This is a genomic window from Shewanella fidelis ATCC BAA-318 (genome assembly GCF_000518605.1).
Classification (GTDB): Bacteria; Pseudomonadota; Gammaproteobacteria; order Enterobacterales; family Shewanellaceae; genus Shewanella; species Shewanella fidelis.
Genome location: NZ_JADX01000021.1, coordinates 62,754 through 76,235 on the forward strand (window position 1 = coordinate 62,754; position 13,482 = coordinate 76,235).

General features: G+C 42.3%; 11 protein-coding genes. 9 read left to right on the forward strand and 2 right to left on the reverse strand.

Annotated features, from left to right (window positions below):
* The first annotated feature begins 17 nt into the window (after positions 1–17).
* Positions 18–326, forward strand: a complete 309-nt coding sequence (gene glpE, locus L884_RS0111245; RefSeq protein ID WP_028767602.1) for a thiosulfate sulfurtransferase GlpE — start codon at positions 18–20, stop codon at positions 324–326.
* A gap of 17 nt (positions 327–343) precedes the next feature.
* Positions 344–1,183: a rhomboid family intramembrane serine protease GlpG gene (glpG, locus tag L884_RS0111250; protein WP_028767603.1), complete on the forward strand. Its 840-nt coding sequence runs from the start codon at positions 344–346 to the stop codon at positions 1,181–1,183.
* A 71-nt stretch (positions 1,184–1,254) separates the two neighbouring features.
* Here the strand turns inward: glpG and elbB are convergent, their stop codons facing one another.
* The gene (elbB, locus tag L884_RS0111255) at positions 1,255–1,908 is read right to left on the reverse strand and encodes an isoprenoid biosynthesis glyoxalase ElbB (RefSeq protein ID WP_028767604.1); all 654 of its coding nucleotides are present in this window, start codon (positions 1,906–1,908) and stop codon (positions 1,255–1,257) included.
* A 387-nt stretch (positions 1,909–2,295) separates the two neighbouring features.
* Here elbB and polA point away from each other — a divergent pair, with 387 nt between their 5' ends.
* Positions 2,296–5,058 (forward strand): DNA polymerase I, encoded by a 2,763-nt coding sequence (gene polA, locus L884_RS0111260; protein ID WP_028767605.1) that lies wholly within the window; start codon positions 2,296–2,298, stop codon positions 5,056–5,058.
* A 704-nt stretch (positions 5,059–5,762) separates the two neighbouring features.
* Here polA and yihA read toward each other — a convergent pair.
* Entirely contained in the window at positions 5,763–6,440 is a 678-nt protein-coding gene (gene yihA / locus L884_RS0111265) for a ribosome biogenesis GTP-binding protein YihA/YsxC (RefSeq protein ID WP_028767606.1), read from the reverse strand.
* Between the two features lie 168 nt (positions 6,441–6,608).
* On the opposite strand from yihA, the gene L884_RS0111270 reads away from it, so the two are divergent.
* The 6 genes from L884_RS0111270 (at position 6,609) to L884_RS0111300 (ending at position 13,468) form a co-directional block, all read left to right on the forward strand.
* Positions 6,609–7,229, forward strand: coding sequence for a c-type cytochrome (locus L884_RS0111270; RefSeq protein ID WP_028767607.1), 621 nt, complete (start codon positions 6,609–6,611; stop codon positions 7,227–7,229).
* Between the two features lie 808 nt (positions 7,230–8,037).
* On the forward strand, positions 8,038–8,706 hold the full coding sequence (locus L884_RS21990; RefSeq protein WP_037410815.1) for a class I SAM-dependent methyltransferase: 669 nt from the start codon (positions 8,038–8,040) through the stop codon (positions 8,704–8,706).
* Positions 8,707–8,759: 53 nt separating this feature from the next.
* Positions 8,760–9,296: a Der GTPase-activating protein YihI gene (yihI, locus tag L884_RS0111285; protein ID WP_028767608.1), complete on the forward strand. Its 537-nt coding sequence runs from the start codon at positions 8,760–8,762 to the stop codon at positions 9,294–9,296.
* A 94-nt stretch (positions 9,297–9,390) separates the two neighbouring features.
* Positions 9,391–9,858 carry a DUF2489 domain-containing protein gene (locus L884_RS0111290; RefSeq protein ID WP_028767609.1) on the forward strand — a complete coding sequence of 156 codons (468 nt, stop codon included), beginning with the start codon at positions 9,391–9,393 and terminating at the stop codon, positions 9,856–9,858.
* Between the two features lie 249 nt (positions 9,859–10,107).
* Positions 10,108–11,484, forward strand: coding sequence for an oxygen-independent coproporphyrinogen III oxidase (gene hemN / locus L884_RS0111295; RefSeq protein WP_084221434.1), 1,377 nt, complete (start codon positions 10,108–10,110; stop codon positions 11,482–11,484).
* A 190-nt stretch (positions 11,485–11,674) separates the two neighbouring features.
* Complete coding sequence (locus L884_RS0111300) at positions 11,675–13,468, forward strand: DUF885 domain-containing protein (protein ID WP_028767611.1); 1,794 nt, start codon at positions 11,675–11,677, stop codon at positions 13,466–13,468.
* Positions 13,469–13,482: the final 14 nt, after the last annotated feature.

Genomic DNA, 13,482 nt, shown 5'->3' on the forward strand with positions numbered 1-13,482 from the left:
ACCACTCAAGGTCTTTTATGTCAGCTTTTCAACATCTCAGTGTTAATCAACTCATTCAGATGCAAGCAGAGTCTACAGAGTTGCAAATTGTTGATATTCGCGATGCCGCAAGCTATGAAGCAGGCCATATCGACGGTGCCCTTAATTTAAATAACGAAAACCTTGCCCATTTTATTGGCGATGCAGACATGGACTTGCCTTTAATCGTTGTTTGCTACCACGGCATAAGCAGCCAAAGTGCAGCAACTTATCTCAATGAACAAGGCTTTGATGACGTATTCAGTCTTGATGGTGGCTACAGCGCTTGGCATCAAGCACACCTATAAAACATACGAGGTAACGCATGATTGAGATTGGCAGACTTCCCAATAGCCGAGCTGCACAAGCCCTCATCGACTACCTGAAAGGATTAAATATCAGTTGTGAACTTATGCCAACTGAACAAGGCGTCGCCTTAATGATCCGTGAGCAACAGCACTTTGAACGTGCTCACCGCGAGTACCTGCATTTTATTAATAACCCTTACGATGAAAAGTACCTCGCAGCCTCATGGGAAAACGGTGATACCCATACTAAGCTTGATTACGGCAACCCAAGCCTACAACTTGTCAGCCAGTTCATTACAGGTGCCGGCCCATTAACTTTAGCTGTGTTCTTTACGTGCGTGGTGATCTACGCAGCGATGAATTTAGGCTTTGCCCAGCCCATTTTCGAACAGCTGTCATTTTTCGGCGCTACCGCCCCCAATAGTGCCGCTGAGTTCTGGCGCCTATTTACCCCTAGCTTGCTGCATTTTTCTGCCATGCATATTATTTTTAATTTGCTTTGGTGGTGGTATTTGGGTGGCAAAATCGAAAATAAAATCGGTTTGGCACCACTATTCATCCTGTTATTAGTTGGCGGCACCTTACCGAATATTCTGCAGTATTTTATTGCTGGCCCTCAATTTGGCGGCTTGTCTGGCGTAGTGTATGCCGTCGTTGGTTACACTTGGATAATGGGGCACAAGCGGCCTGAGTCAGGTATCGGGCTGCCCCCTGCTTATATCGGTTTTATGTTGCTATGGCTAGTATTGGGCTTTACCGATATGTTTGGCTTATCAATTGCCAATGGTGCTCACGTTGGAGGCTTAATCGTTGGTGTCATACAAGGTTTTATCGACAGTAAAACCCGTAAGATATAAAGCTTATTTATTAAAAATTAAGCCCGCAAAACGCGGGCTTACTTATATAGTGCTATTGTCACGAATAGCCATTAGGCCATTTGCAACACTTTCACCACTAACTTACTAATGCCTGAGTGTGCCTCAACAATATCACTAGCCAACATATAAGCCGGCGTACTGACCACTTTATGCTGCTCATCAACGACAATCTCATGCACGCTCGCCGCTTTATGCTGTCCGCCCTGTTTCTCAAACGCCGCCGCAGTATCTGCGTCGCTCCCTATGGTACCGCTTACCCCTTGACCATATAGCTGTGGGATCATAACTGGCGAGATACAGATAAAACCTACAGGCTTATCGGCATCTGCAAATTGCGAAATAAACTGTTTTACACTCGGTTCGACTTGGTGTTCAGCACCAGCAACAGCAAAATTACATAAGTTCTTCGCAGCGCCAAAACCACCAGGGATAATTAACGCATCAAACTCGGCAATATTAAGTTCATCTACAGACTTAATTTCACCACGTGCAATTCGGGCTGATTCAACTAATACATTACGAGACTCTTGCTCAACAACCTCACCCGTTAAGTGGTTAACAACATGCAATTGAGGAATATTTGGCGCAAAACATTGATAACTCGCTCCAGCTTTTGCAATCTCCAACAAGGCCAAAACGGACTCATGAAGTTCGGTGCCATCGTAAACACCACAACCGCCAAGAAGAACTGCTACTTTTTTCATTAAAAAGCCTCTCTATATATCATATTGTTTTAACAAACTTGTAATAAATTGCTTGATCAGATTATTTATCATGCTAACTTAGGTCATCACTTTAGCAACTGAGTGATATTTAACCAAGGATTGGAGTTTAAATACGCATAAAAATAAAAAGTCCACATAATTATTTCAAATTCCAAAAGTAAAACCCAGTTCACACATTTAATTTTACTTTATACTTTTCAGTAACTTAGTTAAAAGCGCTTTTCTGAGCAATTTGACTCAAGATCGAGTTACTCTCATCCATGCACAGAGTTATCCACAGGCTGGATAACAATTTTACGTGGCCGAAATTGCCCTAATATGGCATGCTAGCGCCATCATCGAACACCGATAAATGAATACTAAATTATGCCAAAAATTGCCGACAACCCTTTAATTCTTGTGGATGGTTCTTCATACCTTTACCGCGCATACTATGCACCACCTCACTTAACGAATTCTAAAGGAGAAGCTACAGGTGCGGTATACGGCGTAATTAACATGCTGCGCAGCCTATTGAACCAATATAAACCCTCACAAATGGCTGTTGTTTTTGATGCCAAAGGCAAGACGTTCCGTAATGATATGTATGCAGAATACAAGGCGCAGCGTCCACCTATGCCTGATGACCTGCGTAGCCAAATTGAACCACTGCATCGTATTATTAAAGCGCTCGGCTTGCCTCTGGTGTGCATTCCAGGTGTTGAGGCCGACGACGTCATAGGCACTATTGCCACTCAAGCCAGTAAAGAAGGCCGTGCCGTACTCATTAGTACTGGTGATAAAGACATGGCGCAATTAGTGGATGACAATATCACCCTAATTAACACTATGACTAACACCATCATGGGTCCCGCGGAAGTAACAGATAAGTTTGGTGTTGGCCCAGAGCTCATTATCGATTTACTCGCACTTCAAGGCGATAAAGCAGATAACATTCCAGGCTTACCTGGTGTGGGTGAGAAAACCGCACTGGCTATGTTAACCGGCGTTGGCGGTGTTGATAAAATCCTTGCTGCGCCAGAAAAAATGCCAGAACTGGGTTTTCGCGGCTCTAAAACTATGCCGGCAAAAATCATCGAACATGCTGATATGCTAAAACTTAGCTACGAACTAGCCACCATCAAACTTGATGTCAAACTAGAGCAAGATTGGCACTCACTGTCTATTGAACCAGCCGATAAAGACGAACTCATTAAGTGTTATGGCGAAATGGAGTTTAAACGCTGGTTAGCAGAAGTGCTCGACAATAACAGCGGCGATAAAGCAACTACCTCAGCTGCTGCAGAAGATGATATACCTGCAACCAAAGTAGATATAGAAGTTGAATACGATACTATTTTAACCCTTGAGCAACTCGACACTTGGATCAGCAAGCTAGAAAAAGCTGAGCTGATCGCCATTGATACCGAAACCACGAGTATCAATTACATGGAAGCGGAATTAGTCGGGATCTCATTTGCAGTAGAGGCAGGCAAAGCTGCCTACTTACCGTTGGCACACGACTATGTTGATGCACCAGAGCAACTCGATAAAGCTATTGCACTGCAAAAGCTAACACCACTATTAGAAAATCCAGCGCTGAAAAAAGTTGGCCAAAACTTAAAGTACGATATTAGCATTTTCGCTAATGTTGGCATTACACTGCGCGGTGTTGAATTTGACACTATGCTTGAGTCCTACGTGTTTAATTCGGTTGCCTCAAAACACAATATGGACGATCTAGCACTTAAATACTTAGGTCATAAAAATATCAGTTTTGAAGAGATTGCAGGTAAAGGCGCGAAACAACTAACCTTCAACCAAATTCCATTGGAAACTGCCGCACCTTACGCAGCAGAAGATGCAGATATCACTTTGCGTTTGCACCAACACCTATGGCCACGCCTGCAAAAGCAAAGCGAACTTGCCAATGTGTTTACTGATATCGAATTACCACTCGTTGATATTCTGTCGGATATTGAGCGTCAAGGTGTGTTAATTGATAGCATGTTGCTTGGCCAGCAAAGTGAAGAGCTCGCGCGTAAGATTGATGAACTAGAGCATAAGGCCCACGAAATTGCAGGTCAGCCATTTAATCTAAGCTCACCAAAACAACTGCAAGAGCTGTTTTTTGACAAGCTAGGTTACCCCGTTATAAAGAAAACACCAAAGGGTGCACCATCAACGGCTGAGGAAGTACTAGTAGAGTTAGCCCTAGATTATCCATTGCCTAAGATTATTTTAGAGCACCGCAGTCTTGCTAAACTGAAGAGCACTTACACAGACAAGCTGCCGCTGATGGTTAACGCTAAAACTGGCCGTGTGCATACCAGCTACCATCAAGCTAATGCCGCAACAGGACGTTTGTCATCAAGCGAGCCAAACCTGCAGAATATTCCAATTCGTACCGAAGAAGGTCGCCGTATTCGTCATGCGTTTATTGCTCCTCAAGGTAAAAAAATCCTTGCGGCCGATTACTCGCAAATCGAACTACGCATCATGGCGCACTTGTCACAAGACCAAGGCTTACTCACTGCGTTCGCTGAAGGCAAGGACATTCACAAAGCCACTGCTGCAGAAGTATTTGATGTTGATTTTAGTGAAGTCACATCCGATCAGCGTCGCCGCGCTAAAGCGGTTAACTTCGGTCTAATTTACGGTATGTCAGCGTTTGGTCTTGCCAAGCAACTTGATATTCCACGAGCTGAAGCGCAAAGCTATATTGACACTTACTTTAAGCGTTACCCGGGTGTACTTAAGTATATGGAAGAAACTCGCGCCACAGCCGCTGATCTAGGTTATGTGTCAACACTATTTGGCCGCCGTCTCTACTTGCCAGCTATTAAAGATAGAAACGCAATGCGCAGACAAGCTGCTGAACGCGCAGCCATTAACGCACCAATGCAAGGTACAGCTGCTGACATTATTAAAAAGGCAATGATCGATATTGCTAAATGGATAGCCACTAATACTCATGGTGAGATCACCATGATCATGCAAGTACACGATGAATTGGTATTTGAGGTCGATGAAACGCAAGTTGAGCCGTTAAAAGCAAAAATTTGCCAACTTATGGCCGCAGCCGCCAACTTAGACGTTGAACTACTCGCAGAAGCGGGTGTCGGCGATAACTGGGAACAAGCCCACTAGTTTTACTTTGTATAAGGTGGTTAGTCCGCTAACCACCTTTGATACTGTCCAAATAGAGCCATATCGCTAACTCTCCCGCACAGCTTTCAGTTACTTAGCTACAGTTCCGACTATTTCCTATATAAAACAGCCCAAATTAGGCATAAATCGTCATCATTACCAAACTTTGAATTTAGCAGCATAAATTGTTGATATATAGCAATTAAAATGAAAATTTGCGATCAAAGCGTGTACTTTTATTGAGCAAGCATTGGGATACGCATCACATTATTGTATGTTTTTTACAAAAACAGTTTTTCATATAGCGTTTAATGGAGTAATATTCTCTGCGTAGGGTACAGAGGTTAAGATGTTCTATCTTTCAGACCTTTTTTTTACGTTTGCTACTTTGTAGTAAATGGCCAAATTATGGCGCCCCAGTGAATCCAATTCGCTGGGGCTTTTTTTCGTCTGCAAGAAAATTTAGAGTAAATACTTTAAATTGAGCAAAATTCGAGTTATGCTGTGTTCATTAAGCGATATCAACATAGTTTGATTGAACTTGAGTCTTGTTGAATTTAGCTTCTCCCCAAAAGAGCTAATTTTATACCGATGGTTTATACCGTCGGTTTTTTTTTGCCTAAAATCCAAGCTCAGCCCTAGGTCTTCCAAAAAAAACGCCCCTTAATTAAGGAGCGTATTTTAATAATTAATACAGGTGTCGATTATTGCTTATCGGCCTCAGCTTGTGCAGCAATCGCTTCCGCTTCTATCTGCTGCATCAACCATTCAGGCTTGCACCAACTATCTAGAATTCCTAGTACCTTACCTTTACCTATGCCTTTTAACGATGAAAAAGGTTCCACTTTTACACCATCTTCAAAATGACTTAGCTTTTTACGCACTTCATTAACCATCTTCATTCTGGCACTTTGACCTAGCTTGTCAGCTTTAGTTAACAGCGCTAAAACAGGAATATGACTTTGAACTGCCCACTCAATCATCTGCATATCGAGATCTTTTAATGGATGACGAATATCCATTAACACCACAACACCACTCAAACAATCACGTTTAAGCAAGTATTCACCCAAGGCATCTTGCCATTTCAACTTAAGAGCGAGTGGAACTTGAGCAAAACCATAACCAGGTAAGTCAACCAAACGACGGTGCTTATCTAGTCTGAAAACGTTAATTAACTGCGTGCGGCCTGGTGTTTTACTCGTACGAGCAATTTTTTGCTCTGTCAGTAAATTCAGCGCGCTCGACTTACCCGCGTTAGAACGACCCGCAAACGCAATCTCTACCCCAACATCACCAGGTAGGTATTCATTTAAATGCGCAATATCAGGCGCACTAATTAAAAACTCAGTTTTACGGAAATCGATACGAGATTCACTCACAATTAACTCCAAAAATTTATCATCTAACTGTTTAAATATCGAAGAGTTGCTTACATTTTCACAATTTCGTGTAAAATATTACCCCGATCACATAAAATACATTTTATCACGCTTGCGGGTCTTCCTAGTAAGCTCATGACAAATATTTTAATAAGAAGTTGGAACGCCATGAAAAAGTTAGCTCTTGCGCTGTCTGTTTTAGCCACAATATCTTCACCTGCTATGGCAGAAGGAAATGCTGAAGCCGGAAAAACTAAAGCCATCGTTTGCTCTGCTTGTCACGGTGTTGACGGCAACAGCATGATAGACATGTACCCAAAAATTGCAGGTCAACATAGTACATACCTAGAAAAGCAACTACATGATTTCCGCAGTGCAGCCCAAACAGGCGGTAAAGAGGGTCGTATGGATCCTATCATGGGCGGTATGGCTGTAGCTCTAAGCGATCAAGATATTGCTGATCTTGCTGCATTCTATGCTAGCCAAGAAAATAAAGATATCGATGTTAAAGATGTTCCTGAGCTAGGCAAAGAACTATACAGAAATGGTGACGCAACACGCGGCATCACAGCATGTATTGCTTGTCACGGTCCAGATGGAAAAGGATCTGAGCTTGCAGGATTCCCAGCTCTTAACGCACAACATGCGAATTACATCAAAATTCAGCTTAACAAATTCCACGATACAAATCGTAACAACGATTTAAATGGCATGATGCAAGACGTTGCTAAAAAGCTAAATAGTGATGATATTGAAGCATTATCTAAATATATATCAAACCTTAAGTAAACATTAGTTAATGCTAAAGAGGACGGCAAGCCGTCCTTTTTTATAGCAACATCTTTACGTTTACGTAAACTACAGTTAAAAACCTGCTTGACAGAGATCACAGTTCTAGGTTTAAATAGCTCCCGTACCGAGATGAACCCAACTGTTAGTACAAAAAATATTAATAATAACTTTCAGATTTCGGTATGTAGACATTTAAGATATAAGAATAAATTAACGAAATAATAATAATATTATTGAGACCACTCACTAAAAATAATAAGAGTAGAGATTTCAGCTTGAAGTCCAGGTCATAAAATTTTAGTAAGGATTTGGTTAGGAAGGCCAAAACGCTATTTAGCATTTACCCTTACATTCAGCGAAACATGTACCAACAGGAAAGTATTTGTAGGATACAAATGCGGCAGAGGAAGCTACAGCTTAGGATGCACTTGCGGGAAGCTTGTTATCACTGGAAGATACTTAAAAAATGTACATGGATGGTTACTTAGGCGTCATTGGATGGACGAATAAAAATTGTGATGAGTCTTTAAAGACCATCTACGGAAACAGTTGTCAGGATGGCGACTGGTCTAAAAATAAAGTGTCCGGAAGACCATAAACTACAAGACATGCATGGAAAGCAGACCAAAAATAAGATGGATATTGACCGGGATAGTCACATAGCAAGTATGGAAACTTGAAATCAGAATTGGTGCGGATTAGCACTTTTATAGAGGCGACAGATTAATCTGTCGCCTTTTTTTATTTCTCCATCAGCAATCTTCATTTATACTAAATTTTATTAAGTCATTGGTTTAACTAATATATGCGCAGATGTCCTCTTTGTCATAGTGATAACACCAATCGGTTTTATGCCAACAAAAAACGCTGCCTATATCATTGTCATCAATGCCAATTAGTCTTTGCTGACGCCAACTCCCATCTACCACCGCTCGCCGAAAAGCAGAAATATAGCCAAGCAAACAACAAGCAAAAATCGCTGGCTCGCTTCATCTTAGAACTCGTAGAGCAATGTGACGATGGTTGTAAGCCGCTATTAGGGCTAAGCTTTGGCCGCACACTTGACGCTAAAACGCTGAGAAAAATTCATAAACAAGGTCATCAACTCAACCAATATGATCCAAATCTTGCCCCATGGAACAGCTCACTAAAGCAAGAATATGACTTTATCTGCTGCTATAGAGTATTTGAGCACTTTCGCTTTCCCTATAAAGAATGGCAATTATTAAGCCAGCTGCTAAAACCGGGAGGCTGGTTAGCGATTTGTACTCCGCTACTGAGTGATCTTGCTGCATTTGATAAGTGGCACCATAAAAATAATCTAACCCATGTCAGCTTTTATCAGCGAGCAACATTCGAGTTTCTAGCAAATAAACACGGTTTTAAGCTATTATTTGCAGCAAATGATCTCATTCTGGTGCAAAAACCATCAGGATCTGATATAACACGCGACCAAACTTCCATTGCTGTATAAACCAAGATGCTTTATCGGCAATAGAGTCTTTTAAGTTATCGAGATAAGCGATCATGTCCCGTAGTAAGAAAACGCGTAAGAGCAACGAAAATGCTCCAAAATTAGCCCCAAGAACTAAGAAGAAAGATCGAGTTGTTGCAGGCAAAAAACAAGTTGCTGGCAATAAAGCGGGAAGCCGTCATAACGCTTCGATGATTGAAAGCCAAGCTAACGGTGGCAAAGCCAAAAGTGCTGACCCACGTCATGGCAGTAAAAAGCCGGTACAGTTGCACATTAATACTGAAGTCAAGGTAGAGAAAAAGCCTAAAGGGCCAAAACTCACCGATGAACAGAAACTATTAAAGCTTGAGGAAGATCCAAGACTCAATAGCCTGCTTGATATGCTTGAAGAAGGTAAAAACCTCAACGCTGATGACCAAAAATGGTTAGACAAGCAGCTAAACCAAATTGAAGCCTTAATGGATAAACTTGGCATCACAGATGAAGATGACGATATCCCTCAAGGTAAGAAGCCTGCAAGCGATGATGACCTATTCGATAAGTTCGAGTCAGGTGCTGATCTGCTAAAAGACTACTTCGACAAAGATTAATTTCTTCTATATAAAATCCATGGCATCTTTATTGATGCCATTTTTTTATCCATAATCAGCACCTGTATCCCATTTAAAGCTACTAAGGTTAAGCATGACAACAACCTTTATTATTCTCGGTGCAGTTATTATTGTCGCGCTGACTGCCTATGCAACCTATCTGCTGTTACAAGTTCGCAAACAGCAACAACGCAAAATTGAGCTGCAACAGCAGCAAGCCGCTGCTGCAAAAGCTAAATCAGATGAGCTACTCGATAACATCCGTTACATCGCTGCCGCCATGCTAGATGGTCGCTGTGAACTGTCCGAAGGGGTTATGCGTATCGCTAAGTTGTTCCAAATAGCAGGTATGGCTGAACTGGTAGAAACACAATATCCGGCGACTTTTGCTCACTTTGAGGTCATTAAAACCCATCCCATTAAAGAGCAGCGTAAGCAACTCGATAAACAACAGCGGATGAAGCTCGACTATGCACGCATGCGCTCAGAAGGCGCATTAGAGACAAAAATACTCGAAGAAGCTAAACTTTTGAGTGAATTTACGCCAAGCTCGCTACACTAATAGTAACGCCAGCAAAAAGCCTTCGTTAGGATCAGGTGCAATCTAGGTCGCAGATATGGCCTATTTTGCTTATATTGGGTGAGTCTGTGCACAAAATCCTCTAAAAACCACAGACAGACTGCTGATTTTCAGCGATATTCAACAACACTTTGCTACCCATTTTAAATTTTTACAACATGGATCAAGGTTATTCAACAAATAACCATGCATACTTCACATGTTGCTAAACTATACGCCGGAGGACACGCCTTGAAGCAGCCCACCCCAATTAGTTGGGATCAGTCAATGATCGAAAAGTACAATTATAGCGGTCCCCGTTATACTTCTTATCCGACGGCCTTGGAATTCGATGACTCGTTTACCGAGGAAAAACTGCTGACCTCTATTAAGAACAGCAAGAGTGACAAGCTTTCTCTTTATATTCATATTCCTTTCTGCGCCAAGCTTTGTTACTACTGTGGCTGCAATAAAGTTATCACTCGCCATCAGCACAAAGCTGATCAGTACATTGAGTACCTAGCAGCTGAAATCGTTAAACGCGCACCACTGTTTAAAGATTATTTAGTCACTCAAATTCACTGGGGTGGCGGCACGCCTACATTCCTAACACCTGAGCAAATTCTTACTCTATCTGCACTAGTTAAAGCTAATTTTAACGTTGCAGAAGTGGGTGAATACTCAATTGAAGTTGATCCTCGTGAAATCGAGCTATCAATGCTAGACACCCTAAAAGAAGCTGGTTTTAACCGTATCTCTATTGGTGTACAAGACTTCAACAAAAAGGTCCAAGTTGCAGTAAACCGCGAGCAAGACGAGCAGTTTATTTTTGACTTAATGGCGCGTGCAAAAGAACTAGGCTTTGTTTCGACTAACATCGACTTAATCTACGGCTTACCGCACCAAACACCAGAAACGTTTGCAGAAACCATGCAGCGCGTACTGGAGTTAAATCCAGATCGCCTATCTGTATTTAACTACGCTCATCTACCATCGCGCTTTGCAGCACAGCGTAAAATTAAAGATGAAGACTTAGCGTCGCCGCAGCAAAAACTCGATATGTTACACCAAACAATCGAAACGCTTACTGGCGCTGGCTACCAATACATAGGTATGGACCATTTTGCTAAGCCAGACGATGAACTGTCTATCTTACAAAACGAAGGTCGTCTGCACCGTAACTTCCAAGGTTACACTACTCAAGAAGAGTGTGATCTATTGGGTCTTGGTGTGTCATCAATTAGCCAAATCGGTGATTGCTATGCACAGAACCAAAAAGATGTCCGCCCATACTTCGAATCAATCGATGCTAAAGGCCACGCATTATGGAAAGGTTGTAGCTTAAACCGTGACGACGAAATTCGCCGTGTCGTGATTAAGCAGCTTATCTGCCACTTCGACCTAGATATGGCGAAGATTGAAGAAAAGCTAAACATCAACTTTGAAGAGTACTTTGCAGAAGATCTTAAACTACTGCAAACGTTCATCGATGATAAGCTCGTTGATATTACCGACCGTAAGATCACCATCAGCCCTACAGGCCGTCTATTGATCCGTAATATCTGTATCTGTTTCGACGTTTACTACCGTGAGAAAGCAAGACAACAACAGTTCTCTCGCGTTATCTAATCAAGTTTGATTAGCAAAAAAACCGGCATTAGCCGGTTTTTTTATTCTCAAAATTTACCCATCATTGCCACATCTTTCATTACAATTGTATACACTTTGACCGTGACCTTTTTAGACCATCGCGGCATAATCATCTTTGCTAATACCAATAAATATAATTAATACCAATTAGTATAAAAATGGATGATTCATGTATAAGTACCTACTCCCTACCTTGTTAGTCGCCAGCATTAGCGCTTGTCAATCACCTAGCACGCCAACAAACGGCGCCGAAATAACGACTAACACCACACAAGCCGCAGCTAACTCACAGCTGCAAGCAGCTATCGACAGCGCGTGGCAGATCTCACTCGACGCCAGCCCAAGCCTTGCTTATTCAATGGGTGATAAGTCTAAAGCCGGTCAACTGCAAGACCTCTCACCTCAAGCGTTAGCAGCATTAGATCAGCGTAGACAGGCACTGTTAGCGCAACTGAAACAAATTGATCGCAACACATTAAGCAAGAGCGATAAAATTAACGCACAAATACTGCAAGACCAAATCCAAAATCAGGTCGACCAGTACCGCTATCATGATCACTACATGCCACTGTCAGCCGAAAGTGGTTTCCATGCTTATATCGCCTCAATAAGCAAAGGTCGCTTCAATAAAGTTGAGGACTATCAAAACTATATTAAGCAACTGCAGGCACTACCTAACTACTTTAACCAACAAACTTACTGGTTAAAGCAAGGCATTGCAGCGGGGATCACCCCCTCTAAAGTGACCTTACAAGGTTTTGAAACCAGTATTAGCGCTTTTATTGTGCCTGTGGAAGACAGTGGCTACTTTACCCCTTTTACTGAGTACCCAAGCCATTTTACCGATGCAGAAAAACAACAATTAACCCAACAAGGTCGTGATTTAGTCGCCAACACAGTACTGCCAACCTACCAAGCTTTCTTTGAGTTTATGACCAAAGAATACATACCCAATACCCGCGAATCGATTGCAGCTTACGATCTTAGCGATGGAGAAGCATTTTACGAAAATCGCGTGCGTTACTACACCACGCTGAATATGACTTCAGATGAAGTGCACCAACTGGGCTTACAGGAAGTTAAGCGCATTCGCGCTGAGATGCAGCAGATCATTGAACAAGTAGGTTTTGAAGGTAGCTTTGCTGATTTCCTACATTTCTTACGTACCGACCCACAGTTTTACCCTAAAACTGCAGAAGAATTACTTAAAGAAGCAGCGTATATTGCTAAAAAAGCCGATGCCATGCTGCCAAAATATTTTGGCAAGTTACCGCGTCAACCATATGGTATTGAACCCGTTCCCGCTGAAATTGCGCCTAAATACACCACAGGACGTTACTCAGGCTCTAGCCAAGATGACCAACCCGGTTATTACTGGGTCAATACTTACGCACTCGATAAACGCCCACTATATGAAATGGAAGCACTAACACTGCATGAAGCGGTGCCAGGGCACCATCTGCAAATTGCACTTAACCAAGAGTTAACTGACCTACCCAACTTCCGCCGTTACAGTTATATATCGGCATTTGGTGAAGGCTGGGGCTTATACTCAGAATACTTAGGACTCGAAGCCGGCTTCTACCAAGATCCATATAGCAATTTCGGCCGCCTAACCTATGAAATGTGGCGTGCAGCACGTCTAGTGGTCGATACAGGTATGCATGCCAAAGGCTGGAGTCGTCAACAAGCTATCGACTTTATGGCAGGTAATACCGCGCTTTCAATGCATAACGTCACTACAGAAATTGACCGCTATATTAACTGGCCAGGGCAAGCTCTATCATACAAGATTGGCGAGCTCACAATTAAACGCTTACGCGCACAAGCAGAAGCTGAACTAGGAGAAAATTTTGATATTCGCGCCTTCCACGACGCTATTCTAGCCAATGGTTCTGTGCCAATGTCGATATTAGAGCAACAGATCAACGATTTCATTGCAAGCCAAAAATCCGCTATCTAATTTAGCTGCCCATG